General features: G+C 53.5%; 29 protein-coding genes. 20 read left to right on the forward strand and 9 right to left on the reverse strand.

Going from position 1 to position 26271, the window contains the following annotated elements; genetic code table 11:
- Window positions 1-38 precede the first annotated feature (38 nt).
- From rbsB to ABHF33_RS16465, 5 genes are all read right to left on the reverse strand, one after another.
- A complete protein-coding gene (gene rbsB / locus ABHF33_RS16445; RefSeq protein WP_348944965.1) occupies window positions 39-968 on the reverse strand; it encodes a ribose ABC transporter substrate-binding protein RbsB in 930 nt (309 codons plus the stop codon).
- A 104-nt stretch (window positions 969-1072) separates the two neighbouring features.
- The gene (locus ABHF33_RS16450; protein ID WP_348944966.1) at window positions 1073-2023 is read right to left on the reverse strand and encodes an ABC transporter permease subunit; all 951 of its coding nucleotides are present in this window, start codon (window positions 2021-2023) and stop codon (window positions 1073-1075) included.
- The gene (locus tag ABHF33_RS16455) at window positions 2020-3495 is read right to left on the reverse strand and encodes a sugar ABC transporter ATP-binding protein (RefSeq protein ID WP_348944967.1); all 1476 of its coding nucleotides are present in this window, start codon (window positions 3493-3495) and stop codon (window positions 2020-2022) included. Before ABHF33_RS16455 ends, ABHF33_RS16450 begins: the two co-directional genes overlap by 4 nt.
- Before the next feature lie 9 nt (window positions 3496-3504).
- A complete protein-coding gene (rbsD, locus tag ABHF33_RS16460; RefSeq protein ID WP_348944968.1) occupies window positions 3505-3903 on the reverse strand; it encodes a D-ribose pyranase in 399 nt (132 codons plus the stop codon).
- Window positions 3900-4802, reverse strand: coding sequence for a ribokinase (locus ABHF33_RS16465; protein ID WP_348944969.1), 903 nt, complete (start codon window positions 4800-4802; stop codon window positions 3900-3902). The genes rbsD and ABHF33_RS16465 overlap by 4 nt, the downstream gene beginning before the upstream one ends.
- Before the next feature lie 241 nt (window positions 4803-5043).
- Between ABHF33_RS16465 and ABHF33_RS16470 the strand changes: the two genes are divergently transcribed.
- From ABHF33_RS16470 to ABHF33_RS16565, 20 genes are all read left to right on the forward strand, one after another.
- Window positions 5044-5244: a hypothetical protein gene (locus ABHF33_RS16470; RefSeq protein WP_348944970.1), complete on the forward strand. Its 201-nt coding sequence runs from the start codon at window positions 5044-5046 to the stop codon at window positions 5242-5244.
- A gap of 109 nt (window positions 5245-5353) precedes the next feature.
- The gene (locus tag ABHF33_RS16475) at window positions 5354-5848 is read left to right on the forward strand and encodes a low molecular weight protein-tyrosine-phosphatase (protein WP_348944971.1); all 495 of its coding nucleotides are present in this window, start codon (window positions 5354-5356) and stop codon (window positions 5846-5848) included.
- Between the two features lie 300 nt (window positions 5849-6148).
- Complete coding sequence (locus ABHF33_RS16480; protein ID WP_348944972.1) at window positions 6149-6718, forward strand: TMEM165/GDT1 family protein; 570 nt, start codon at window positions 6149-6151, stop codon at window positions 6716-6718.
- 80 nt (window positions 6719-6798) lie between these two features.
- Window positions 6799-8109, forward strand: a complete 1311-nt coding sequence (locus ABHF33_RS16485; protein WP_348944973.1) for an NCS2 family permease — start codon at window positions 6799-6801, stop codon at window positions 8107-8109.
- A 9-nt stretch (window positions 8110-8118) separates the two neighbouring features.
- Window positions 8119-8697 (forward strand): adenine phosphoribosyltransferase, encoded by a 579-nt coding sequence (locus ABHF33_RS16490; protein ID WP_348944974.1) that lies wholly within the window; start codon window positions 8119-8121, stop codon window positions 8695-8697.
- A 25-nt stretch (window positions 8698-8722) separates the two neighbouring features.
- A complete protein-coding gene (locus ABHF33_RS16495) occupies window positions 8723-9271 on the forward strand; it encodes a hypoxanthine-guanine phosphoribosyltransferase (protein WP_348946657.1) in 549 nt (182 codons plus the stop codon).
- A 44-nt stretch (window positions 9272-9315) separates the two neighbouring features.
- Window positions 9316-10971, forward strand: coding sequence for a CorA family divalent cation transporter (locus ABHF33_RS16500; protein ID WP_348944975.1), 1656 nt, complete (start codon window positions 9316-9318; stop codon window positions 10969-10971).
- Window positions 10972-11067: 96 nt separating this feature from the next.
- Entirely contained in the window at window positions 11068-12315 is a 1248-nt protein-coding gene (glyA, locus tag ABHF33_RS16505; RefSeq protein ID WP_348944976.1) for a serine hydroxymethyltransferase, read from the forward strand.
- Between the two features lie 285 nt (window positions 12316-12600).
- Complete coding sequence (gene nrdR / locus ABHF33_RS16510; RefSeq protein WP_157315458.1) at window positions 12601-13068, forward strand: transcriptional regulator NrdR; 468 nt, start codon at window positions 12601-12603, stop codon at window positions 13066-13068.
- Window positions 13069-13070: 2 nt separating this feature from the next.
- On the forward strand, window positions 13071-14213 hold the full coding sequence (gene ribD / locus ABHF33_RS16515) for a bifunctional diaminohydroxyphosphoribosylaminopyrimidine deaminase/5-amino-6-(5-phosphoribosylamino)uracil reductase RibD (RefSeq protein WP_348944977.1): 1143 nt from the start codon (window positions 13071-13073) through the stop codon (window positions 14211-14213).
- A 1-nt stretch (window position 14214) separates the two neighbouring features.
- Window positions 14215-14397 carry a zinc-ribbon domain-containing protein gene (locus ABHF33_RS16520; RefSeq protein WP_348944978.1) on the forward strand — a complete coding sequence of 61 codons (183 nt, stop codon included), beginning with the start codon at window positions 14215-14217 and terminating at the stop codon, window positions 14395-14397.
- A gap of 1 nt (window position 14398) precedes the next feature.
- Window positions 14399-15031: a riboflavin synthase gene (locus ABHF33_RS16525; RefSeq protein ID WP_348944979.1), complete on the forward strand. Its 633-nt coding sequence runs from the start codon at window positions 14399-14401 to the stop codon at window positions 15029-15031.
- On the forward strand, window positions 15028-16122 hold the full coding sequence (gene ribBA / locus ABHF33_RS16530) for a bifunctional 3,4-dihydroxy-2-butanone-4-phosphate synthase/GTP cyclohydrolase II (RefSeq protein ID WP_348944980.1): 1095 nt from the start codon (window positions 15028-15030) through the stop codon (window positions 16120-16122). Before ABHF33_RS16525 ends, ribBA begins: the two co-directional genes overlap by 4 nt.
- A gap of 75 nt (window positions 16123-16197) precedes the next feature.
- On the forward strand, window positions 16198-16668 hold the full coding sequence (gene ribH / locus ABHF33_RS16535) for a 6,7-dimethyl-8-ribityllumazine synthase (protein ID WP_348944981.1): 471 nt from the start codon (window positions 16198-16200) through the stop codon (window positions 16666-16668).
- Window positions 16669-16706: 38 nt separating this feature from the next.
- Entirely contained in the window at window positions 16707-17153 is a 447-nt protein-coding gene (nusB, locus tag ABHF33_RS16540; RefSeq protein ID WP_348946659.1) for a transcription antitermination factor NusB, read from the forward strand.
- Window positions 17154-17268: 115 nt separating this feature from the next.
- On the forward strand, window positions 17269-18246 hold the full coding sequence (thiL, locus tag ABHF33_RS16545; protein ID WP_348944982.1) for a thiamine-phosphate kinase: 978 nt from the start codon (window positions 17269-17271) through the stop codon (window positions 18244-18246).
- Window positions 18247-18251: 5 nt separating this feature from the next.
- Window positions 18252-18770 carry a phosphatidylglycerophosphatase A family protein gene (locus tag ABHF33_RS16550; protein WP_348944983.1) on the forward strand — a complete coding sequence of 173 codons (519 nt, stop codon included), beginning with the start codon at window positions 18252-18254 and terminating at the stop codon, window positions 18768-18770.
- 243 nt (window positions 18771-19013) lie between these two features.
- Window positions 19014-20930, forward strand: a complete 1917-nt coding sequence (locus tag ABHF33_RS16555; RefSeq protein WP_348944984.1) for an ATP-binding cassette domain-containing protein — start codon at window positions 19014-19016, stop codon at window positions 20928-20930.
- 219 nt (window positions 20931-21149) lie between these two features.
- The gene (locus ABHF33_RS16560) at window positions 21150-22082 is read left to right on the forward strand and encodes a tetratricopeptide repeat protein (protein WP_348944985.1); all 933 of its coding nucleotides are present in this window, start codon (window positions 21150-21152) and stop codon (window positions 22080-22082) included.
- A 69-nt stretch (window positions 22083-22151) separates the two neighbouring features.
- The gene (locus ABHF33_RS16565; RefSeq protein WP_348944986.1) at window positions 22152-22637 is read left to right on the forward strand and encodes a retropepsin-like aspartic protease family protein; all 486 of its coding nucleotides are present in this window, start codon (window positions 22152-22154) and stop codon (window positions 22635-22637) included.
- A gap of 10 nt (window positions 22638-22647) precedes the next feature.
- On the opposite strand, the gene ABHF33_RS16570 is transcribed toward ABHF33_RS16565, so the two are convergent.
- The 4 genes from ABHF33_RS16570 to ABHF33_RS16585 form a co-directional block, all read right to left on the reverse strand.
- Window positions 22648-22800: a hypothetical protein gene (locus tag ABHF33_RS16570; RefSeq protein ID WP_348944987.1), complete on the reverse strand. Its 153-nt coding sequence runs from the start codon at window positions 22798-22800 to the stop codon at window positions 22648-22650.
- A 3-nt stretch (window positions 22801-22803) separates the two neighbouring features.
- Entirely contained in the window at window positions 22804-22983 is a 180-nt protein-coding gene (locus tag ABHF33_RS16575) for a hypothetical protein (protein WP_348944988.1), read from the reverse strand.
- The gene (gene adhE, locus ABHF33_RS16580; RefSeq protein WP_348944989.1) at window positions 22984-25593 is read right to left on the reverse strand and encodes a bifunctional acetaldehyde-CoA/alcohol dehydrogenase; all 2610 of its coding nucleotides are present in this window, start codon (window positions 25591-25593) and stop codon (window positions 22984-22986) included.
- 319 nt (window positions 25594-25912) lie between these two features.
- Entirely contained in the window at window positions 25913-26212 is a 300-nt protein-coding gene (locus ABHF33_RS16585; RefSeq protein WP_348944990.1) for a hypothetical protein, read from the reverse strand.
- Window positions 26213-26271 lie beyond the last annotated feature (59 nt).

The raw sequence follows: 26271 nt of genomic DNA on the forward strand, positions 1-26271 counted from the left end.
ACTGTTCCGCTGCTTCATCCGGCAAAACGTATTGCTGCTTATTGTTTGACTACATCCAGCGGCACGGGGATAAAGGCATCAACCGCTTCGCCCTTACTCAGCTTGATGGCCGTTTCGACGCCCATTTTACCAATCAGCTCGGGTTTTTGCTGCACTGTGGCTGCCAGCTGGCCCGCTTTCACTGCATTCACCGCGTCGGTGGTGGCATCAAAGCCGACTACCACCACATTTTTCAGCCCTGCCGCTTCGATGGCTTTCAGTGCGCCCAGCGCCATTTCATCGTTATGCGCAAAAACGCCTTTCACGTCCTTATTGCCCTGCAGGATGTTTTCCATCACCGAGAGGCCTTTGGCTCGGTCAAAGTCGGCAGCCTGTTTGGCGACCAGCTTTAAATCCGCCTTGCCATCAACGACCGAATGAAAGCCCTGGCCGCGTTCACGCGCAGCTGAAGAGCCAGGAATACCTTCGAGCTCGACGATACTGCCTTTGCCGCCGATTTTTTCCAGCAAGAATTCTGCGGCCATTTTGCCACCAGCGATATTGTCCGAAGCAATATGGGCGTTCACTTGTGCGCCATTGACGCTGCGATCGAGCGATACCACTTTGATCCCGGCTTTGAGTGCTTCATTCACCGCGCCAGCTACGGCATCCGAATCGGTCGGGTTGATCAGGATGACCTGAACTTTTTTCTGAATCAGATCTTCAATATTTGAAATCTGCTTGGCCGAATCGTCCTGCGCGTCGACGGTAATCAGCTTAACGCCTTGCGTGGTGGCTTCGGCAGCTGCACCGTCTCGCAGCGCGACAAAGAAGGGGTTGTTCTGGGTGGAAATAGCCAGCCCTACGCTCAGTTGGGCGCTGGCGGGCGCAGGCTCGGCTGCGACCTGGGTATCTGGGCCTTGTTTTGAGCAGGCGATCAGACCCGTGGCCAGCAGGCCAATCAATAGGGGAGAAAGAATGCGTTTCATGGGTGACTCCGTAAATTGTAAGAGAAAGTAAAGCAGGGTATTTCGCTCTGTATCAATCAAATCAATATTTACCGGGCAATACCTCTTGTTGTCCTGATAAAAAATCAGGCTTTTTTTCCTGAGCGATCAAGCAAGACCGCCAGCAAAATCACGACACCTTTAATCACCTGCTGATAGAACGACGACACGCCCAGCAGATTTAAGCCATTGTTCAAAATCCCGATCAGCAAGGCGCCAACCAGCGTGCCAAAGATCCAGCCACGGCCACCGGTCAGGCTAGTTCCGCCGAGTACCACCGCTGCAATTGCATCCAGCTCATAGCCCGTTCCGGCCGTCGGCTGAGCAGAATTGAGACGTGAAGTCAGAATCATCCCGGCCGTTGCGGCCATTGCGCCCGATAGCGTATAGACCCAGATTTTGATGCGATCAGTTTTTATGCCCGACAAGGCTGCCGCTTCTTCGTTGCCGCCGACGGCATACACGTGGCGGCCAAACACGGTGCGTTTGAGTACAAACCAGAACACGGCAAACATCACCAGCATCAGAATGACTGGCACCGGAATAAAGCCCGCCACATAGCCGCCGCCGAGCATGGCGAAAAAGTCGCTATTGAGGCCCGTAATTGGGCGGCCTTCAGAGAACACCAGCGATAAGCCGCGCAAAATCGTCATCGTTCCCAGCGTGGCAATAAACGGCGCGACTTTGCCCTTGCTGATAATCAGGCCATTGACCATGCCCATACCCGCACCGGCCAGCACGCCAACGCTGGTTGCGACCACCGGATCAATCCCGTGGCTGAGCATCAGCGCGGTCAGTACCGAAGACAGCGCCAGAATCGAGCCGACCGATAAATCAATCCCGCCGAGCAAAATCACCAGCGTCATGCCAAAGGCGATCAGCGCATTGATCGACACCTGGCGGAACACATTCAGCAAATTGCCGACGGTCATAAAATCCGGGCTGGTGATCGCCAAACCGGCCACCAAAACCAGTAGCGCCAGAAATGGGCCCAGTTTTTGCAGGGTCGCTTTGTGTTGTATCGTCATATTCATCATTTCAAACCTCCAGTTGCAGCAGTCATTACCGTTTCAGCATCGGGCTGGCTGAAAATCCCCGCCTGTGTCCCCTGATGCATCACCAATACGCGATCACTCATGGCCAGAACTTCCGGCAATTCGGACGACACCATCACAATCGCCACGCCTGACTGCGCTAATTCATTAATGATTTGATAGATTTCAGCCTTGCCGCCGACGTCGACGCCACGGGTAGGCTCATCAAGAAACAGGACCTTGGGCGCAATGCCCAGCCATTTGGCAAACACCACTTTTTGTTGATTACCGCCCGATAGGGATTTCACTTCCAGCTCGGCATCGCGAGTGCGGATGTGCATCCGGTCGATTTCCCGCTGCACTACCGCCATTTGCTCTGCGTGATTGATCACGCCAAAACGCGCGTATTTCGATAGATTGGCCAGCGTGGCGTTTTCGCGCACCGACAAGCCCAGCACCAAACCTTGGCTTTTACGATCTTCGGTGACAAAACCAATGCCAGCGGCAATCGCTTCAGCGGGATTACGCGCATGGAGCTCTTGGCCATCGAGCTCAACGCGGCCTGATCCTTTTCGATTAATGCCAAAAATGGTTTTCAGGATTTCACTGCGCCCCGCGCCCATCAAACCGGCGATGCCCAGAACTTCACCGGCACGTACTTCAAAATTAATCCCGCTAATGGTGGCATCGGCCAGATCACTGACTTTCAGTCGCACTTCGCCTAGCGTGGCCTGCCGCTGCGGAAAACGATCACCAATTTCACGGCCGACCATCATGCGGACGATTTCGTCAAAGTTGGTCTGTGCAATCACCCGCTCGCCAACGAATTGACCATCACGCAGTACCGAGATCTTGTCGCAGACTTTGAAAATCTCTTCCATCCGGTGCGACACATACACAATGCCGACGCCGCGTGATTTCAGATCGGCAATGATGCCAAACAGCTTTTCGGTTTCACGCTCGGACAGCGCCGCAGTCGGCTCGTCCATAATCAGCGTCTGCGCATTGAGCGACAGCGCTTTGGCGATTTCGACCATTTGCTGCTGGCCAATCGACAGCGTGCCGGCTTCGACATCGGGGTCGAGGTTTTCAATCCCCAGCAATTGCAGATATTCCAGGCATTGCGAGCGCATTTTGATCGTGTTGATCACGCCAAAACGCCGTGGTTCACGCCCCAGAAACATGTTTTCCATCACCGACAATTGCGGGATCAGGTTCAGCTCCTGGTGAATGATGGCAATGCCCTGCTTTTCGGCATCGCTGGTGTTTTTAATGGGGGTATTGCTCCCATCCACAGCAATGGTGCCGCTATCAGCTTGATACACACCGCACAAGATTTTCATCAAGGTGGATTTACCCGCGCCGTTTTCACCCATCAGCGCATGAATCTCGCCGCGCTCCAGCGCAAAATCGACGCCTTCCAGTACCCGGACGGGGCCAAAGGCTTTGCTGATGCCTTTCATTTGGATCAACATGCTCGGCTCCTAAAAGATCACACCGGAATACAGCACGATATTGGCGTAAGGGCTGGCTTCACCGGTGCGGATAATCGCGCGAGCTTGGTGGGTGAGCTGCTTAAATTGCTCGTGCGGCACATAGTCGATCTGTACGCCGTGCTGCGCCATGCCTTCGGCTTGCTCGGCGACGGCGGGGTTTTTGCTCTGGCATTCGCTGGCGAGTACGGCGCGCTCAACCTGAAAATCGGCCAGAATGCTGTCCAGTGTGGCGAAATACGACGGTGTGCCAATTTGTAGCGATAAATCGATGCACTCCACATGATCGGGGATCGGCAGGCCACAGTCGGCAATCACGATGCTGTCGGTGTGCCCCATGCTCGCCAATACGCGGCTGATGTCACGGTTGAGATGACCTAGCTTTTTCATGCTGCTTCTCCTTGTTCACTCAGAAATGCCAGCAATTGCGCTTGTGTTGGCATGCCACCTTGAGCACCGGCTTTGGTCACCGATAAAGCCGCTGCCGCACAAGCCATACGGCTGGCTTGCGCCAGGCCTAGATCCCAGAAGGCGGCCAGCGCGCCATTAAAGGTGTCGCCCGCGCCGGTGGTGTCGAGCGCTTCAACCTTGAAACTCGCTTGCTGCTGCAGTTGTCCGTTTTCATCGCAATACCACGCGCCATCCTGGCCTGCGGTCATCAGCACTTTGCCTGGGCGCTGCTGCAAGGCGCTGCGCCATTCGCTTTCCGGGATTTGCAAAGCCATGCCCAGCTCGAATTCATTGGGGGTCAGCAGGCTCACTTGCGCCAATAGCTCGGCAGGTAAAGTCATCGCCGGGGCGGGGTTGAGCACAAAAGGTTTGCCGTGTCGTTGTGCCAGCTCGGCCACTTGGCAAATGGTGGGTAGCGGCGTTTCCAGCTGGGCGATCACCACATCGGTATCAATAAAAGCCGCTTCGGCCGCCAGAATGTCTGCGGGGCTGAGCATGGCATTGGCGCCGGGCACTACAATAATGGCGTTGTCGCTCCCCGCCAGTGTGATCATCGCGATTCCGCTGGCGATGCCCGTGCTGGTCTGTATCCAGCGCGTATCAATCCCTTCGGCGATCAGGCCGGCTGTGAGCTGCTGGCCAAATGCATCATCGCCGACCCGGCCGATCATGCTGACCTGAGCGCCCAGCCGCGCTGCCGCAACGGCCTGATTGGCACCTTTGCCGCCGTGGTGGGTGGTAAAGCCACTGCCCAGCAAGGTTTCTCCCAAGCGCGGGTAGTGCCCCACCTGCGCGACCAGATCCATATTGATGCTGCCAACCACCAAGACCTTGCTCATGCTGCCTCCTGAAATATGCTGATTCGATTTAGCCTGCTGTTGGATAAATGCTAAACCGTAATCAGCAATGCGGATTGATTTATATCAAGGATGTGTAGTGAAAATATATACACTACATCCCTGATGCGAAAATCACTTATCGGGCTCTGGTTTGATCCTGATCTAGGTGCTAAGCCGTGTTTTGCGGTGCAATGCTGTTGCGCCTTTCATCCTGAAAGGGGTATGAATATCTGGAGGCAATATGCTGTCATTGGAAATGGCCGAACGCCTGGCGTCGGCGCAAGAGGGGGCTGGAATGGCACGCGAAAACCTGCTGGCGATTGCCGACGAGTTGCGCAGGCTGGCTATGGAAAACGAGCGCTTGCAGGCACAATGTCAGCAATGCGTGCAGCTAAAAAATATCGCCCTGACTATGGTGCATGACTACGCGGTGAACGCCTGAGCGAGCCAAAGCAAATCCGGCTTAAGTCAGTCTGCTTGGTGTTGCAGGGGTATGTGCACGTGGCCATTGTTGGGATTTAATTTCAAACATATACCCATGGATGTATTTAATGAGCGCCTTGTATTCGGTTTTAATGGTCTGCACCGGCAATATTTGTCGCAGCCCGACTGCTGACGGTGTGTTGCGGCAAATGCTGGCTGATCAAAATCTTGCGCAGCAGGTGATGGTTGATTCGGCCGGGATTGCCGACTATCACGTGGGCGAAGCGCCGGATCGACGCTCCCAGCAGCATGCCAAAAAACGCGGCTATGATTTGTCCAGCTTGCGTGCCCGTGAAGTGCGCGCGGCTGATTTTGAGCGTTTCGATCTGATTCTGGCGATGGATCAGGGGCACTTTAATCATTTGCATCGTCGCTGCCCGGCGCATTTGCAGCATAAAGTGCAGTTGTTTCTGGACTATGCCAGCGAGGCGGGTGAGCGCGAAGTGCCTGATCCGTATTACGGCGGCTCTGATGGCTTTGAGCATGTACTCGATCTGATTGAAGACGGCTGCACGGGGGTGCTCAAATGGGCGCAGCAACGCCTCGCCGATCAGTCGCGATAATCCCTTACTTGTAAGTATTGCGCTGCCTGTTTTAGAATGTCGGCTTCCTTCGGGGGAGTAATCGCTGGCCGTTTGCCAAAATGCAATTGAGCCAGGTTTGCGTCAACAAACTTGAAGCTGCTGATGTTTCGCTAATGCAGCTTCATGGCGCCTACAGTGCGCTGGGTTTTGTCTTTGCGGTCTGTGCGACCGCGGCAAGTTCAGTGCGCCTGATGAGACCCGAGGCTGACCATGCGGTACCCTTGTGGGGTGGGCGGCGTGGCTGGCCTCGTCTCGTTTGCCCACCCCGGAGCCTGTTCAATGTTTGATGCTTTACTGATTTCTACCGGTGTTGTCGCAGTGGCCGAAATGGGGGATAAGACCCAATTGCTGTCACTCATTCTGGCTGCCCGGTTTCGTCGCCCGCTACCTATTGTTGCGGGCATTTTTGTTGCTACAGTATTAAATCACTTTGCTGCCGGCTGGATCGGGCAGCAGGTGGCGGGGCTGATTTCCCCGGAGATTCTGCGCTGGATTGTGGGTTTGGGCTTTCTGGCGATTGCGGCGTGGGCTTTGATTCCGGATGTGATGGAAGAGGGCGAGGCCGTCGTCAAACCCTATGGCGCATTTATTGCGACCTGTATTGCTTTTTTTCTGGCCGAAATGGGTGACAAAACGCAAATTGCCACTGTGGCGCTGGCGTTAAAATACACGCCACTGTGGCAGGTGGTGCTAGGCACCACCGTCGGCATGATGCTGGCGAATGTGCCTGCGGTCTATCTGGGCGACTGGATTGCCACGCGTATGCATATTTTGCGCATGGTGCGATTTGTGGCTGCGGCCATTTTTGCGCTGATTGGTGTTCTGGCCTTAAGCGGTATCGGGTATTAAGCAGGGCGCAATATGATGGCGAGCGCAGGCGGCATAACACGCTGCCTTCGCTCGCTTTTTGTATCAATTTGATTCATTAAATGAAACGGGGAAGAGACATGCTGGACGCTTTTTTCAAGCTCAAAGAGCATGGGACTGATGTTAAAACCGAAGTCATCGCGGGTTTTACAACATTCCTGACCATGGCCTATATCGTGTTTGTCAATCCGTCCATTCTGGCGCTGACCGGCATGGATTTTAACGCGGTCTTTGTGGCTACTTGTCTGGCTGCGGCGCTGGGCACGGCGATTATGGCGCTAGTGGCCAACTATCCGATTGCATTGGCACCCGGCATGGGCTTGAACGCCTACTTCACCTTTACCGTGGTCAAGGGTATGGGCGTGTCATGGCAAGTGGCCTTGGGCGCCGTGTTTGTTTCCGGCATTATTTTCCTGATTGTTTCGCTGTTTAAAGTGCGCGAGGCGATTGTGAACGCGATCCCGCACTCGCTCAAGCTGGCGATCTCGGCCGGGGTGGGGATGTTTCTGGCGATTATCGCGCTGAAAAACGCCGGTGTCGTAGTTGGCTCTCCCGCCACTCTGGTGACTTTGGGCGATATTCATTCGCCGACCACCTTGCTTGCGATCTTTGGTTTCTTCCTGATTATTGCGCTGGAATACCGCAAGATTCATGGCTCGATCATCATTTCCATTCTGGCAGTGACGGCGATTTCAATTGCGCTGGGCCTGTCCGAATTCAAAGGCGTGTTTTCTGCGCCGCCGTCAATGGCGCCAACATTCATGCAAATGGATATCGCAGGTGCGCTCAATGTCGGCCTGCTGGGAGTGGTGTTTGTCTTTTTCTTTGTCGACCTATTTGATACCACTGGTACTTTGGTGGGCGTATCGCACCGCGCCGGTTTGCTCGATAAAGATGGCAAACTGCCACGCCTGAAAAAAGCCTTGCTGGCCGATTCGGTCGCCATTACTGCCGGTGCAGCTATGGGCACATCGTCTACGACAGCGTATATCGAGTCGGCGGCGGGCACTGCCGTTGGCGGGCGTACAGGCCTGACTTCATTGGTGGTGGCCATCCTGTTTCTGCTGGCGTTGTGGTTTTCGCCGCTGGCGGCAACTGTCCCGGCCTATGCGACGGCACCAGCGCTTTGCTATGTTGCGGTACTGATGACACGCGGTCTGGCTGAAATTGAATGGAACGATCTGACCGAGTCCGCGCCAGCGGTAATGACCGCGCTGGCGATGCCATTTACCTTCTCGATTGCCGATGGTATTGCATTTGGTTTTATCAGCTATGCTGTGATCAAGTTGCTGGCGGGCCGCCGAGACGATTTAAGCCCGGCAGTGCTGATTATTGCCGGTCTGTGGGTTGTTAAATTTGCCTTTTTCCACTGAGATTGACTGATGACTTCGCCACTGATTGTCGAGCCGCAGATCGTTGAGCCCCCGTACGCTGGATACATTCGCTCGCGGATACGTACCGTGCCGGATTGGCCGCAACAGGGCGTGATGTTTCGCGACATTACGCCGCTATTGCAGGACCCAAAAACATTCCGGGTACTGGTGGATATATTCGTGCATCGCTATATGGACCAGCAGCTGGATGTGGTCGCTGGCGTTGACGCGCGCGGTTTTATTCTGGGAGCGGTTGTGGCGTACGAGCTTAATCTGGGTTTTGTGCCGGTGCGTAAAAAAGGCAAGCTGCCGTTCGATACCGTGGCCGAAGAGTACGAGCTTGAATATGGTTCGGCCACCGTTGAGCTGCACGCCGATGCGTGCAAGGCGGGTGACAGGGTGTTGCTGATTGATGATCTGGTGGCCACGGGTGGCACCATGATCGCGGCGGCCAATCTGCTTAAACGCATCGGCGCGAATGTGGTTGAGGCGGCTGCCATTGTTGATTTGCCCGAGCTAGGTGGCTCGAATCTGGTGCGCCAGCAAGGCATAGAATTGTTTACCGTTTGTGATTTTGCCGGTCATTAACCGGCCTGAGGATGTCATCGTGACTATGGAACTACCTGAAGCCCGTACCATTTTGGATAACGCCGATTGTCTGCACCCGGAGTCCGAGGTGCTGGCCGCACTCGATCAAATGGGCGAGGCCATGTGCCAGGCTTTAGCGCACACCAATCCGGTGGTGTATACCGTACTGAACGGCGGGTTGATTGTGGCAGGACATTTGTTGCCACGCCTGAAGTTCCCGCTGGAAATGGCCTATCTGCATGCCACGCGTTACCGCAATGAAACTTCAGGCGGCGAGCTGGACTGGAAGGTAAAGCCACGCGAAGACATGCGCGGTCGCACAGTAGTGATTGTTGACGATATTCTCGACGAAGGCCACACGCTGGCGGCCATTGTTGATTATTGCAAGCAGCAGGGTGCCAGCGCGGTTCACGTCGCGGTGCTGATCGACAAAAAACATAATCGCAAAGCGACGGGCATCAAGGCCGATTTTGTCGGCATGGAAGTTGAAGATCGCTTTCTGTTCGGTTGTGGCATGGATTACCAGGGTTACTGGCGCAATACGCTGGCGGTTTACGCCGTCAAAGGGCTGTAAAGTTCGCCTTTGCGCTCGCCAGTATGTCCTTGCAAGGGGGAGATATGGCGAGCAGCGCAGATATTGTAGTTAAGCATTTCCGCCAGATTCTGATCTGGCCCTTGCAGTTGATGCCTACGCCGCACAAAGATGGCGAACATCGGGCGATGGGGCGGCAGTGGGAAGCGATGGAAGAAGCTGCCGCAGCCGGTTCGCCGTGGCAGCCGCGCCCGACCGAGTTTGATGGCGATCCCGAGCAGTTTGAAGAGCGACACTATCGGGAGTTTGTCACCTTCCTGCCTTATGTTCAGCGGTTTTTATATGGCGAAAACAGGGCTTCCAATCTGGGGAGCTACGGCCATTCGCCGCTGCATGTTTTTCGCCGCACCGACATCAGCACCGTGCTGATGATGTTCAAAGATGGTGCAGTTCATCATTTCAAAGTTGCCCATATCGACCTGTATTTCTTCTACGACGTCGACGTGGTGATCCTCGCGTTTGAGATCATGGGGGATAATCTGCCGCTTAAGCGCGTGCAGGATGCACTATTCCGGTTTGGTCGCGCCTTTCCGGCTCAGTGGGATGAGGATGCAACCGCGGCCAATTGCCTGCGCAAGGTGGCGTGGCTCAATGCGGATGGCGACGTCATTGCCGAATCTGATTTTGAAGACCGCGCGGGCTATCTGGCTCACCTGGGGCAGTATCGTGCGCCCCGTATGGCGGCGCACTGGGATTTTCTGCTGCAGCCACTGGTTTTGCATCACTCGTCGGCTGTGGGTGCCTTGCGCTATCGGCAAATTGAATATCACCGCATGCCGATTCTGGCCTATCTGGCGGTGGATGATCCGTTCAAGCTCAGCGAAGAAGATTTTTACCGGCTGGGCATGGTGACCCGGCCCGGTCATAGCGATTCCCAGCCCTACACACAGAAAATGTTCGATGAGTTTGAGCGCACTTGCTGCTATGACCGTTTCTGGGTTCCCGAGCGAGGCCATGCCACAGCCTCTACCCGGATGATGTGTAATGGTCACGCCTTTGTGATGGTGGGTATGCATGGCAACGAGTTCTATTCCAACCCCTACACGGGCATACTGGGGCAATTTCGACATCAGCATTTTTTGATGGCGCTGATTGCGCATTTTCACAAAGCCGCTTTGCTGATGTTTTCTGATCGCCTGGCCGTGGCTTTGTCCGAACTCAACTTGAAAGATGTTCGTTCAATCAGGACTTTCAAGCGGGAAATCCGGCTTTTGCTGGAAGGTTTTTTGCGTTTCAACCAGCGTTACTGGTTTCGGGAAGTTTCCAACCAGGTGGTGTCTGATCAGCTCTTTCAAATGATGTCGCATCATTTGAGTACCGATAGATTGCATCAGGATGTTAAAGACTCGGTGCAAAGCATGAATCAGTATCTGGAAAATGACGATTTGCGCCGGCAAGCCGATACCGTCGTGCGTTTGACCGTGGTGACGGTTTTTGGTTTGATCGGCACGACAATTACCGGCTTTCTAGGCATGAATCTGTTTGGTTTGGCCGATGAGTCTGGCTGGATCAAACTGGCGTACTTTGCGATGGTCAGTGTGCCGATTGTCTGGCTGATTTTTCTCACCGTGGCCAAATCCAAGGTCTTGTCCGAGTTTCTGGATGCCGTTTCGGACGAAAGAATCAGCTTTGTACATACGGTCAAAATTCTTGCAAATATCTGGCGCAAAAAGAAATCATGAAAATCTTGCATGGCAAGCTGATCACCGTGCATCTCGATTTGCGCCAAGTCGTGTTAGAATCCTGCATCTTTCAACGATTACGGATGCTTCCCGCTCATGTTCTCGAAGTCCCAAACTATCGCCTCTTACGATCCAGATCTCGCTGCAGCAATCGCTGCTGAAGTTGTTCGTCAGCACGAACACATCGAGTTGATCGCGTCTGAAAACTACACCAGCCCAGCCGTGATGGAAGCCCAAGGCTCTCAACTCACGAACAAATACGCTGAAGGCTACCCAGGCAAACGCTTTTACGGCGGTTGCGAACACGTTGACGTGATCGAACAACTGGCGATTGATCGCGTAAAAGCATTGTTTGGCGCTGAATATGCCAATGTGCAGCCACATTCAGGCTCGCAAGCCAATCAAGCCGTTTACTTCTCGATCCTGAAGCCGGGCGACACTGTGATGGGCATGAATCTGGGTCATGGTGGTCACCTGACTCACGGCTCTCCTGCCAACCTGTCGGGCAAATTGTTCAACATCGTTGCTTACGGTCTGAACGAAAACGAAGAAATCGATTACGACGATATGGAACGCGTCGCGATGGAAACCAAGCCAAAACTGCTGATCGGCGGCGCTTCAGCCTACGCCCTGCGTTTTGACTGGGCGCGCATGCGTGAAATCGCCGATAAAGTGGGCGCTTACTTTATGGTCGACATGGCGCATTACGCTGGTCTGATCGCTGCTGGCGTATATCCAAATCCAGTGCCACACGCGCATTTCGTAACGTCAACCACGCACAAAACATTGCGTGGCCCACGCGGCGGTATCATCTTGGCTAAAGCCGAGTTTGAAAAATCATTGAATTCAAACGTATTCCCGACACTGCAAGGCGGCCCGCTGATGCACGTGATTGCAGGTAAAGCGGTGGCTTTCAAAGAAGCGGCGACGGAAGAATTCAAAGAATACCAAAAACAAGTTTTGCTGAACGCGCAAGCGATGGCAAAAACTTTGGCAGAGCGCGGTCTGCGTATCATCTCTGGTCGCACCGAGTCGCACGTATTCCTGGTTGATCTGCGTCCTAAAGGCTTGACCGGTAAAGCAGCTGATGCTTTCTTGGGTAAAGCCCACATTACTGTGAACAAAAACGCGATCCCGAACGATCCGGAAAGCCCGTTTGTGACTTCAGGTATCCGTATCGGCGCACCAGCGATTACGACCCGTGGTTTTAAAGAAGCTGAAGCGATCCAGGTTGCGAACCTGATTGCCGACGTTCTGGACAATCCGGAAGACGAAGCGAATATCGCCGCAGTGGCAGCCAAAGTGAAAGCGTTGACTGCACAATTCCCAGTTTACGGCGCGTAACTTTTTACTCGCGTACGCTGAAAAAGAGGTGGGGCATTGCGCTCCACCTTTTGTGTTTTTTAGTCAAAGTTAAACTCAAAGCGCTCACGCCGCGTAGCTTCGTCTTCGGCTTTTCGCCTTGCGTGGAAGCTTTTGTTTAATTGCTTGATGTATGTTCTTGAACTTGATGTGCAGCAATGCATACAGCTCAATACCTAACTAGAGTATATGCGGGCTTGAGATTTTTATGCTCGCCCTGATTTAATACTCATTGATCTTTTTCGATCTTTTGCCCGGGGTTCGTTAATGAAGTGCCCATTCTGTGGTTCCCCTGATACGCAAGTCGTTGACTCGCGCGTATCTGATGAAGGCGACGTCGTTCGTCGCCGTCGCCGCTGCACGATTTGCGACAAGCGCTTTACGACTTTTGAAACCGCCGAAGTGCGTATGCCGCAGGTGGTTAAACAGAACGGCCAGCGCGCCGAGTTTGATCGTGAAAAAGTCCGCACCAGCTTCTTGCGCGCCCTGCATAAACGCCCCGTCCCGACCCCGCTCGTTGACGAAGCCATTTCCCGCATTATTCAGAAAGTCCTCACCGTCGGTGAGCGCGAAATCATGTCGCGCCAGATTGGCGAGATGGTGATTGCCGAGCTTGCCAAGCTTGATAAAGTGGCTTATATCCGTTTTGCCTCGGTCTACCGCTCGTTTCAGGACGTTGAAGATTTCCGCGACGTTCTTCGTGAAGTCAGCAATCGTGAAGTGACGAAGGAATAAGCATGTTTACCGCTTTCGACCATGCAATGATGGCCAAGGCGTTGCAAATCGCAGCGCAAGGCGCGCATTTGACGACGCCCAATCCCTGCGTCGGTGCCGTGCTGGTGAATCACGGACAAATCATCGGCTACGGCCACAGCCAGGCCGCTGGCGGTGCGCATGCGGAAATCATGGCGCTGAAAATGGCGAAAGCCCGCGCGCCCGAGCTGATTGTCGGTGCCACAGCCTACGTCACGCTGGAGCCTTGCAGCCATTTTGGCCGCACGCCACCGTGCGCCAACGCGCTGATCGGTGCTGGCGTTGATCGGGTCGTCGCTGCGCTGCGCGATCCGAATCCGCTGGTGGCCGGGCAGGGTCTGGCGCGTCTGGCGACGCACGATATTGCAGTTGCGCACGGTCTGCTGGCCGCGCAGGCACGCGAACACCATAAAGGCTTTCTGTCGCGAATGATTCGTCAGCGCCCATGGCTGCGCGTCAAGCTGGCTGCCAGTCTGGATGGGCGCATCGCGCTTGAGAATGGCCAGTCGCAATGGATTACCGGCGCGGCCGCCCGCGCCGATGTGCAAAAACTGCGCGCCAGATCGTGCGCCATGCTGACAGGCATCGGCACCGTGCTGGCCGACGATCCACAATTGAATGTGCGCGATTTTCCGGCTTCACAACAAGTCCGCCAACCGCAGCGTGTCGTGCTCGACAGCCAGCTGCGCACCCCCGCCAATGCCCGGATTCTGGTCGATGGTGGCAAAACACATCTGCTGACCACGCTGAATGTAGCGCAATCCGTCAGTCCTTACGACGCGACCAACGTCACCGTTGCCACGCTGCCTGCGCAAGATGGCAAGCTTGATTTGCACGCAGTGTCTGCCTACCTGGGCCAGCAGGGTTTTAATGAAGTCACCGTCGAGGCGGGCGGCAAGCTGGTCGGCGCTTTGCTGCAAGCTGGCCTAGTCGATGAAATCATCCTGTATCAGGCCATGAGCCTGATCGGCAAGGGACAGGCGATGGCCGATTTCAGCTTGGCCGATTTAAACGATCAGTACCGCCCGACTGTGATCGAACGCCGCATGGTTGGCGACGATCAGCGCATTACCTTGCGCTTGACCGACCCAAACAGCGTCTTCGCTGAAAGTACTTCAGGAGCGTGAAATGAGCGATAACAAGCAATTACTTTGCCCGGATTGTGGCAAGGAAATCGAAGTTCTGGCCGCTTGCGGTGCGAAAAGTTATTTCTGTAATCACTGCAACGAGTTGAAATCATCGGCACGAGTTCGCGCTGGAAATCCTGCAGTGTTTCCTGAGCCATCATCAATTCCCGAGCACAAGGATTAATATGTTCACAGGCATTATTCAGGCCGTTGGCCAGATTGAAGACGTCAAAACGTTTGATGGCGGTGTTCAGCTGACCGTGAATGCGGCCGATCTTGATATGTCCAATGTGGTACTGGGGGATAGTATTGCCCACAGTGGCGCATGCATGACGGTGATCGAGCTGATACCCCCTAATCGTTACAAAATTGATGTTTCTGATGAGTCACTGCGCTGCACCGTGGGTTTGAGCGAGGCGGGCGGCAAGGTGAATCTGGAAAAAGCCCTGCGGCTGGGCGATATGCTCGGTGGCCATATGGTATCCGGTCACGTTGACGGCGTGGGCAAGGTGATCAGTTTTGAGCCGGTTGGCGAAAATCGCGAGCTGGTGATCTGCGCGCCCAAAAATCTGGCCAAATACCTGGCCGCCAAAGGCTCGGTGGTCGTGAATGGCGTTTCGCTAACGACCAATACCGTGCGCGACACGGCGGATGGTTGCGTGTTTTCAATCAATCTGATTCCGCACACGCTGACCGTCACCACGTTGGGGCAATTAATCGCCGGTGCGAGCGTCAATCTGGAGATAGACCTGATTGCGCGCTACGTTGAGCGCATGGTTTCATCGGGCACCGTTCAAATAGGAGTGACCTCAGCATGAGCCAGATTTCCCCCGTACATGAAATTGTTGCCGAACTCAAAGCCGGGCGCATGGTTGTGCTGGTTGACGAGGAAGACCGTGAAAACGAAGGCGATCTGGTACTGGCGGCTGACTTTGTTACGCCCGAAGCGATTAACTTTATGGCCAAATTTGGCCGTGGCCTGATTTGCCTGACCCTTACCCCCGAGCGCTGCAAAACGCTAAATCTGTCGACGATGGTCTCGAGCAATGGCTCATCATTTGGCACCAATTTCACCGCATCGATTGAAGCGGCCGAAGGCGTCAGCACCGGGATTTCGGCGCATGATCGAGCACTCACGATCCGCAAAGCCGTGGCTTTTGACGCCAAGGCCAGCGATGTTGTGTCGCCTGGTCATATTTTCCCGGTGATGGCGCAGCCCGGTGGCGTGCTGGTGCGTGCGGGACATACGGAGGCCGGTTGTGATCTGGCGATGATGGCTGGCTTGACACCTGCGTCGGTGATTTGCGAAATCATGAACGACGACGGCACGATGGCGCGCCTGCCTGAATTGCTGGTTTTTGCCCAGGAACACAATCTGAAAATCGGTACGATTGCCGATTTGATTAATTACCGTAGCCGCACCGAAACGCTGATCGAATGCGTCGGCCGCCGCCCGGTACGCACTTTTGCTGGCGAGTTCGAGCTGGCGGTTTATCGCGACAAACTCACCTCGGCAACGCATCTGGCTCTGGTTAAAGGCCAGCCCTGTGCCGATGAAGACACGCTGGTTCGCGTGCACGAGCCGCTGTCGGTGATCGACTGGCTTGATCTGGATGCGCGTAGCCATTCATGGAGTATCGAGTCGGCGCTGCAAGCGATTGAACAAGCGGGCAAGGGCGTGATGGTGCTCTTGCATCGCGCTGAAGATGGTAGCGATCTGCTAGCACGTGCTCTGCCTGAGCTCAAACTAAATAAACCGCAGAAATGGGATATGCGTACCTACGGTATTGGCGCGCAGATGCTGAAAGATCTGGGTGTTGGACGCATGCGCCTGATGTCGCCCGAGCGCAAGATCCCGAGCATGACTGGCTTTGGTCTGGAAATCACTGGCTTTTATCAGACTGAATAAGCAGCTTTAAAGACTAATTTGAGCTTACTGCCGCTGGCGGTGAGCGAATAGAACGAATATTGAAAAGGATAAAAAATGAGCGTGGAAGGCATTGCATTGATTAAACCTGATTTGTCTGGCACCGGCCTGCGCATTGGCGTGGTGATGAGCCGTTTTAATACGCCAATTTGCGAAGGCTTGCGCGACAATTGTTTGGACGAGCTGATCAAGCTGGGCGTTGCGCCGCAAGATATTTTGCTCAGTAGTGTTGCTGGTGCGCTGGAAATCCCGCTTGTGCTTCAAACCATGGCGGCCAGCGAGCGTTTTGACGCGCTGATCGCGCTGGGCGCGATTATTCGCGGCGAAACTTATCATTTTGAACTGGTGGCCAACGAGTCCGGCGCAGGCGTAACCCGGGTGACGCTCGATTTTGGCTTGCCGATTGCCAATTGCATTTTGACCACTGAAACGGACGAGCAAGCAGAAGTCCGTGTTATCGAAAAAGCGCGCGAAGCCGCGCGTGTTGCGGTAGAAACCGCTAATTTAGTAAAGGCATTACAAGCATGACCGAAGAACAGAAAACACCGCCCGCAAAAAAACCGCCAATGAAGTCCGCCCGCCGCCGTGCGCGCGAATTTGCGGTGCAGGGGGTGTATCAATACCTGATGAGCCACGACACGGTAAATAATATTGACCTCTATCTGCGTGGCAGCAGCACTTATTTCACCAAGGCCGACGCCAATCTCTACCGCGCCATTCTGTTTGGCGTGATCAAGGATGCGGCCAAACTGACGAGTGCACTTGAGCCGCACGTTGATCGCCCGCTGGAAGAAGTCAGCACCGTTGAGCTGGCTGTGCTCTACACCGGCGCCTTCGAAATTATGTCGATGCCCGAAACGCCGTATCCGGTGATTATCAATGAAGCGATCGAGCTGACCAAAACCTACGGCGGCAGTGATGGTCACCGTTTCGTCAATGGCGTACTCGATAAGCTGGCTGAGCTGGTGCGTAGCACCGAATTTGCCGCCATTCGCGCCAAACGTCAGGGTTGATTGGCAGCTCGGAAGTCATTGACCAAAAGTTTTCGTGCAAGGCATCGAGCCGAAGACAGTACACAGGTACGGCTAGGCGAGATAACGATGCGCGGAAACTTTTGTCTTAATACTTATGAATGAATTCGATCTGATTGCCCGGTATTTCACCCGCCCAACGCTGCCTTTGCAGCACGCCGATTTGGGCGTGGGCGACGATGCCGCGCTGATGAGCGTGAGTGCAGGTCATCAACTGGCGGTGTCGGCCGATATGCTGGTCGCTGGCCGGCATTTTTTTGCCGACGCCGACCCGGAGCGGCTAGGGCATAAATGCCTGGCGGTGAATCTCTCTGATCTGGCTGCGATGGGCGCACGCCCAACGTGGTTTACGCTGTCGCTGGCGTTGCCGCAGATCAATCCCGACTGGCTGGCAGCTTTCAGCCGTGGTTTGTTTGCGCTGGCTGACGAGCATCAGATCGAGCTGGTCGGTGGCGATACCACACGGGGGCCGCTCACGATTGCGATTCAGGTGGCTGGCGAAGTGCCGCAGGGGCGTGCCATGCTTCGTAGCGGCGCACAAGTGGGTGATGACATCTGGGTGACAGGCCCCCTAGGCGGCGCAGCGGCAGCGGTGATGCACCGAACCGGGCGCGCCCAGTTGCCCGTCGATATTGCCCGGCAGTGCGATTTGCGGCTTGATTTGCCGCAGCCGCGAGTGGCATTTGGGCGAGCCATTGCCGCGTATGCGCATGCTGCGCTGGATATTTCGGACGGTTTGGCCGGTGATTTGCGGCATATTTGCCAACGCTCACAGTGCCGCGCACAAATCCGGATTGATGATGTACCTGCTGCGCCGCAGCTCAGTCACTTGCCCGCCGCGCTGGCGCTGGAAGCCAAGCTGGCGGGGGGCGACGATTACGAATTGTGCTTTACTGCGCCGCAATCGGCACGCCAGCAGATCGCCGCCATTGCGACCCACTGCGGGCTTAGCGCCAGCCGCATCGGCAGCATTTTGCCCGCCTCAGCGCAAACCGAGCCGCTGCAGTTTCTAGACTCGAATGATCAGCCATTAGCGCTGTCTTTCGGCGGATTTGACCATTTTAAAACGACATAAACGCAATGCCGATTTCTGCCAGCAGCGACAAAAAACAGCCCCCTCAGCTTAAGCCCGATCTGGGTTTTGTTTTTTCCCATCCGGCGCACTGGCTGGCTTTTGGTTTTGGTAGTGGCCTGGCTTCAAAAGCCCCCGGCACCTGGGGAACGCTGGTGGCCTTGCCCATCATGGCCGCTTTGCAATGGCTGCTACCCAATCCGGTGATTTTCGCTTTTTGCATCCCGCTGTTCGCCTTGGGCGTCTGGGCGTCGGAGGTCACCGGCAAGGCGCTGGGCGTGAGCGATTATGGCGGCATTGTCATCGATGAAATTATGGCCATGCTGATGGTGCTCTGCTTTACGCCGACCGATCCGCTGGCGTGGCTGATCGCTTTTGCGCTGTTCCGCCTGTTTGACATTGTCAAACCCTGGCCTATCAGCTGGTTTGACCGCCGCATCAAAGGTGGATTGGGCGTGATGCTGGACGATCTGATTGCGGCCATTTTTGCGATTGCCGGTATTTTGCTCTATTCGACCCTGATTTGATTTCCCCTCTTTAGGGGTATATGCCTGTAGAGCATGTTGAATAATGCATGCAGGCCAATACCCCGTGTTGAGTTTGTATTGATATTGCATCTCAGCTTGCTCGAGCCGCCTTTGGTTCTAAGTGCCAACCAGCAAGCAGAGCGTGTGCGAGCCAAATCTGCTTTTCTCATTTAGCTCACTGCAGGCTGATTTATTCTCGGCTTGGGTCGGCAGCAAGGCGCTCAGCTCTGTTAAAATCGGCGCATGATCAGACTAAAATCCCTTACCTTGCGTCGCGGTGTCAAAGTTCTTTTGAACCGCGTTGATTTAACCTTGAACCCCGGCTCGAAAACCGGCGTGGTTGGCGCCAATGGCGCTGGCAAATCCAGCTTTTTTGCGCTGTTGCGCGATGAAATCCATGCCGACGAAGGCAATCTGGAAATGCCGCCGCGCGCGGCCATCGCGCATGTTGCGCAGGAAACCCCGGCGCTGGCCTGCTCGGCACTGGATTATGTCCTCGATGGCGATGTTGAATTGCGTCGCATCGAAGCCGATTTACTGGCTGCGGATGCCAGCGAAGAACATGATGGCCTGCGTCACGGTGAATTGCTGGCCCAGCTTGAAGCGATTGATGGCTATTCCGCGCCTGCGCGGGCGGGCAAATTGCTCGCTGGTCTTGGCTTTAGCGTCGAAGAAATCTCCCGCCCGGTTTCCAGCTTTTCCGGCGGCTGGCGCATGCGTTTGAATCTGGCGCAAGCACTGATGTGCCGCTCTGATTTGCTCTTGCTTGACGAGCCGACCAATCACCTGGATCTGGAAACGGTTGTCTGGCTGGAAAACTGGCTTAAATCCTACCGCGGTATGTTGCTGATTATTTCGCATGACCGTGATTTTCTTGATTCAACTGTCGGGCAAATTCTGCACGTCGAGAATGCCGAGCTGACGCTCTACACCGGCAATTACGCCGATTTTGAAAATCAGCGTGCCGAAAAGCTGGCGCTGCAATCACAATCCTACGAAAAACAGCAACGGCAAATTGCCCATCTGGAAAGCTTTATTACCCGCTTTAAAGCCAAGGCCAGCAAGGCCAAGCAGGCGCAAAGCCGGGTCAAAGCGCTGGAAAAGATGGAACGCATCGCCGCCGCGCACGTGGATTCGCCATTTACTTTTGCTTTTCGCGAGCCAGATTCTTCACCCAGCCCGCTGGTGCGACTGGAAGACGCGCAAGCTGGCTATGCAGCCGAAAAACCGATTTTGCGCGATCTGGAGCTGAGTCTGGAAAATAAAGCCCGCCTCGGTTTGCTGGGGGTTAATGGCGCGGGTAAATCGACTTTTATCCGTTCGCTGGCCGGTGAGCAGCCATTGCTCAAAGGCGTGCGCACCGAAGGTAAGGGGTTAAAAGTGGGCTATTTTGCTCAGCATCAGCTCGAATACCTGCGCCTTGAAGAGTCAGCGCTGTGGCATATGCAAAATCTGGACCCCAAAACACGCGAGCAGGAGCATCGCAATTTTCTGGGTGGTTTTAATTTTCACGGCGATATGGCCACTTGTCCGGTGGCGCCGTTTTCCGGCGGCGAAAAAGCCCGGCTGGCGCTGGCCTTGCTGATCTGGCAAAAACCCAATTTATTGCTACTCGATGAGCCAACAAATCACTTGGACATCGAAATGCGCGAAGCGCTGACGTTTGCGCTGCAGGATTTCGAGGGCGCGCTGATTGTCGTATCGCATGATCGCCACTTGCTGCGTGCAACGGTGGATGATTTCTGGCTGATTGAAAATGGCTCTGTACGGCCATTCGACGGCGATCTGGATGATTACACGCGCTATAGCCAGGAGCAGCGCAACGCTCAGGACAAAGCGGCCAAACCCATAGCACCAGCTGCATCCGGTGAGGCGGTGAATCGCAAAGAGCAAAAGCGCCAAGAAGCGCAAGAACGCCAGAAATTGGCCGAATTGCGCAAGCCGCTGGAAAAAAAGCGCGAAAAAAACGAAAAGGAAATGGCCAAAGCGCATGAGTTGCAAGCGCAAATCGCCGGGCAGCTCGCTGATGAAACCTTATACAGCGTCGAGAAAAAAGACCAGCTGCAGCAGGTACTCAAACAGGAAGCCGATTTAAAAGCCAAGGTGGAGACGCTGGAGCTGGAATGGCTGGAGCTGACCGAGCAGATTGAGGCGATTTAAGGCTGCTCTCTAAGGCGGGGTATTGCCCTCTAGGCTAAATCTCGATTGGCTTGCGGCAATATACCTACCCATTTTTTGTGTTTAAGGGCTTGGTGTACAGAGCTGATCCTTTATTTTCACACCAAGCTGACAACAACAGGAAGAAATTGCAGCGGGTTGCCAGGGTTTTACATTACACTTTCATCCTTTCCCGATGATTACTTTCAAGGTTTAAAGACGATGAAAAAGTTAATGCTAACCATACTAATTGCTAGCTGCATGGCGACTGCACAAGCCAGATTGGATGAAGGCGCTGATGCCTACGAGGCCGGAAACTATGCGCTTGCGTTAAAAGAGTTTCAAGCGCTGGCCAAAAAAGGCAACGCCACCGCGCAATACAACCTGGCTCAAATGTACCGTAAAGGTAAAGGCGTGCCAGCCAATGATGCTCAAGCCGTGAGCTGGTATCGCAAAGCAGCAGAGCAAGGTTATGGCGATGCGCAGTTTAATCTCGGCTTTATGTATGCCAACGGCAAAGGCATCAAGCAGGACTATGTCCAGGCCGCAAACTGGTACCGCAAAGCGGCTGAGCAAAATTATGCCTATGCACAATTTAACCTTGGTTATATGTACGAGAACGGTCAAGGCATGAAGCGGGACTACGAGCAAGCATTGCTGTGGTATCGTGCTGCGGCTGAACAAGAGCACGCTGGAGCCCAAACCAATCTCGGCTATTTGTACCAAAACGGATTAGGTGTACCAAAAGACTTCAAACAAGCAATTTACTGGTATCGCGCAGCAGCAGAACAAGGTGATACGACAGCGCAGAACAATCTTGGCCTGCTATATGGTAGCGGTCATGGCGTGAAGCAGGATTATGCCCAAGCAGTGAGCTGGTTTCGAAAAGCCGCCGAGCTGGGGGATACCGAAGCGCAAAACAACCTTGGCTTTATGTACGCCAATGGCCAAGGGGTGCCGCAGAACAAAGTGATTGCCTATGCGCTCTATGCACTGGCTGCCCCAGATTTGAACCATGCCCGAGAGAATCGAGACTTAACCGCCTCGAAGCTAACAGAAAAGCAAATACAAGCTGCTCAAACACTGGGCAAGGAAATGGTCAAACCTAATAATTTAAACAACGCCATTGCGGCCTATTTGAAAAAACCCGTGTAGCGCCTGATGGGTATTGCCCTGTGAGTCAATCTCAGGTTGCCTTATAGGGTAATACATAAGGAGAGTATTTTGCGTTCGACCACATCGATTGTGCTGGTCTGGCTGCTGGTTTGCGGCCTGATTTATTGGGCGTTTGATGCGCTCATCTTAAAGCAGCACAACCCCAATTCGCTGCGCATTACCGCCAATCAGGGGCAGACTCTGGTTTTGAAGCGTTCGCGCGATGGGCATTTTCGCTTGAGCGCGATGATGAATCAGGAGCCGGTGGTCTTGCTGATCGATACGGGCGCCAGCATGGTCACCGTGGGTGAGGAGTTGGCCAATCGGCTCAAGTTGCCGCGCGGCGAAGCGTTTATTACGCAAACGGCCAATGGTGAAACCAGCGCGTACTGGTCACAGGTGACGCAAATGTCGCTGGGGCCATACATGCTGGAAAACGTTAGGGTAGGGGTGGTGCCGCGATTGGGCGATGAGGCTTTGCTGGGGATGAATGTCTTAAAGAATTTCTCGGTGCAGATTGCCGGCGATGAAATGACCATTAAGTCATTGGAATAAAAACGAATTATTAGAATGCAGCCAGCTCGACTTCTGGCGACTGATCCATCAGCTCCAGATGCAATAAATGATCAACCCGCTTCATGACTTCATTCGCTGCAATTAAATATTGCGCAATAGCAGCGCTTAAATCATCACCATATTCGCTAGGGCGTAAAGGCATTTTTCAATCCGATAAAACAATTACTATGCTTTTTATATCGGCATTTGCGCGGTTTTCTTTAGCTTTTTTGCGCCCTTTGCTGTGATTTGCTTCATACAAACATCGATCATTGATTACATAAAAAAGCCCCTTGGCAAATGCAAGGGGCTTTTTCACTACTGCTTCTTGTTGCTGAAAAGACAATTACTGACCGTAGGTTTCTTTGTATTCACGACCGTAGAAGCTATCGAGCAAGACTTGCTTGAGTTCGCTAATCAATGGGAAACGCGGATTAGCGCCAGTACATTGATCATCAAATGCTTCTTCGGCAATACGATCAACTTTAGCCAGGAAGTCCGCCTCGTTCACGCCAGCGTCTTTAATTGAAGCTGGAATATTCAAGGTGGCTTTCAATTCGTCTACCCATGCGATCAGTGCCGCGACTTTCTGATCGTCATTTTTGCCTTGCAGGCCCAAATGCTCGGCAATATCTGCATAACGGCATTTCGCTTGTGGTCTATCGTATTGGCTAAACGCAGTTTGTTTGGTCGGAATATCTACCGCGTTGTAACGAATGACGTTGCTGATCAGCAGGGCGTTCGCCAAGCCGTGTGCCAGGTGGAACTCGGCACCGATTTTGTGCGCCATTGAGTGACACACACCCAGGAAGGCATTGGCAAAGGCCACACCAGCGATCGTCGCAGCATTGTGTACGCCTTCACGCGCTGCTGGATCTTTCGCGCCGTTGATGTAGGCCGATGGCAAGTGTTGTTGTAGCAGTTTCAAGGCTTGCAGCGCTTGTGGATCGCTAAACTCGTTCGCCAATACGGATACATAAGCTTCCAAAGCGTGAGTAACCGCATCGATGCCGCCAAAGGCAGTCAACGATTTAGGCATATTCATGACCAGGTTCGGATCGACGATGGCCATGTTTGGCGTCAATTCGTAATCGGCAATTGGGTATTTCATGCCGGTTTTTTCGTCGGTCACCACCGCAAATGGCGTTACTTCCGAGCCCGTGCCTGAAGTGGTTGGAATCGCAACCAGTTCAGCTTTAACGCCCATTTTCGGGAATTTATAAATCCGTTTGCGAATGTCCATAAAGCGCAGCGCCAAATCTTCAAACGCGACATCGGGATGCTCGTACATCACCCACATGATTTTCGCTGCATCCATGGGTGAGCCGCCGCCCAGCGCAATGATTACATCTGGCTTGAAGCTGTTGAGCATCGCCACGCCTTTGCGTACTACGGCCAGCGTTGGATCAGCTTCAACTTCATGGAAAACTTCAACTTCCAAGCCGTTCTGTTTCAGAATGCGAATCGTCTCATCAACGTAACCGTTATTGAATAAGTAACGGTCAGTCACAATCGCAGCGCGTTTTTTGTTTGACAGCTCTTCAAGTGCAACTGACAAGCTACCGCGGCGGAAGTAAATGCTTTTTGGAAGTTTATGCCACAACATATTTTCAGCCCGTTTAGCGACAGTTTTCTTGTTGATCAGGTGTTTTGGCCCCACGTTTTCAGAAATCGAGTTGCCGCCCCATGAACCACAACCCAGCGTCAGTGACGGCGCGAGCTTGAAGTTATACAGGTCACCGATACCGCCTTGTGAAGATGGGGTATTGATCAAAATACGCGCCGTTTTCATTTTGTCGCCAAAGTAAGCAATGCGCTCGCCTTGCAAATCTTGGTCGGTATACAGCGATGATGTGTGCCCAATCCCGCCCAGTGCAACCAGTGCTTCAGCTTTGTGGACTGCATCAAAGAAATCTTTGGCGCGGTACATGGCCAGAGTAGGGGAGAGCTTCTCGTGGGCAAAGGCTTCTTCTTCACCCACTGAAGCTACTTCACCAATCAATACTTTGGTATACGGTGGCACTTTGATGCCAGCCATTTCGGCGATTTTCAGTGCAGATTGACCAACGATATTGGCATTCAAATTGCCATCTTTCAGAATCACTTTGCGCACAGCTTCAGTGTCTTTCTTATTCAGAATGTAGCCACCGTTCGCGTTAAAGCGCTCTTTCACTTGATCGTAAATGCTGTCAACAATGATGACCGATTGCTCAGAAGCACAGACAACGCCGTTGTCGAATGTTTTTGACATCAAAATCGAGGCTACTGCACGTTTAATATCAGCAGTTTCATCAATGACGACTGGGGTATTGCCCGCACCGACACCAATGGCGGGTTTTCCAGAGCTATACGCCGCCTTCACCATGCCTGGGCCGCCAGTGGCCAGGATCAGATTCAGGTCTGGGTGTTTCATTAGATGATTTGATAATTCTACGGTTGGCTCATCAATCCAACCAATAATATCGCGTGGCGCACCAGCTGATACGGCCGCTTCCAAGACCAAGCGTGCCGCTTCACAAGTTGATTTGCGCGCACGTGGGTGTGGGCTGAAGATAATGCCGTTACGCGTTTTTAGTGCGATCAGTGCTTTAAAAATGGCCGTTGAAGTTGGATTAGTCGTAGGAACGATACCGCAGATAATCCCGATAGGCTCGGCAATTGTCATCGTGCCAAAAGCATCGTCAACCGACAAAATACCGCAAGTTTTTTCATTCTTGTACGCGTTGTAGATGTATTCGGAAGCAAAGTGATTTTTGATCACTTTATCTTCAACAATCCCCATGCCAGTTTCGGCAACGGCCATTTTAGACAATGGCAAACGCGCATCAGCCGCCGCCAGCGCGGCAACACGGAAAATCTCGTCAACTTGCTCTTGGGAAAAAGTAGAAAACAGTTGCTGCGCTTTTTTTACACGAGCAACCAGTGCGTCGAGTTCTTGAACATTAGTAACAGCCATTTTTAGCTCCTGACTTGCGATGTGAGTATCTGTGGTTGATATGCTATGCCTGACGCATCTTTGTTTCTGTGCTTTATTCACACGTCATTGTGATGATATCCAAATTCAACCAAGGATGTCTGTGCAGGCTGCATCTTTCTCATGAACACATCATAGCGCCAGCCATAAAGCCAAAGTTTGATATTTCTCATGGTTTGCGATTAAAGCAATTAATTAAACGTATAATGTATATTATGTAAAGCAATGGGATGTGAGTTTAGATCTGAGCCTATTCTCTGCACCCAATCCCCCAATGTTGATGTGTTGCGCGTGCAGAGTTTCACGATTCGTGTAATTTGCTTAGCCTTTGGCGTAATGCGGCAATCAGGGTTTCGTTTTCAAACAGCGTGGCTGTTTGGGTACGATGCAGCTCTGCGGCGCGACTTTCCAGCGCGCTAATTAATAGCGCTACATCAGCGCGATCAAGTTCAATCGCGGCCAGGCCGATCTGTTTTTTTCTGCGGCGATACGCGGCTTGCTTTTGCGCGGGCGTCATCGCTCGGCCGGTTTTGGGGCGTCCGCGGCGCTTGGGGAGAGGGAGTAAATCTAGTGTTTGGGTGTCTTCGAGTTGCCTGGCCATGGTGCGTCATTTTTTAAAGCGGCGCGCATTCTAGCACTGTTTTCTTTTTTGGTAACGGT

Origin of the sequence: Chitinibacter sp. FCG-7 (assembly GCF_040047665.1) — a bacterium.
Lineage (GTDB): Bacteria > Pseudomonadota > Gammaproteobacteria > Burkholderiales > Chitinibacteraceae > Chitinibacter > Chitinibacter mangrovi.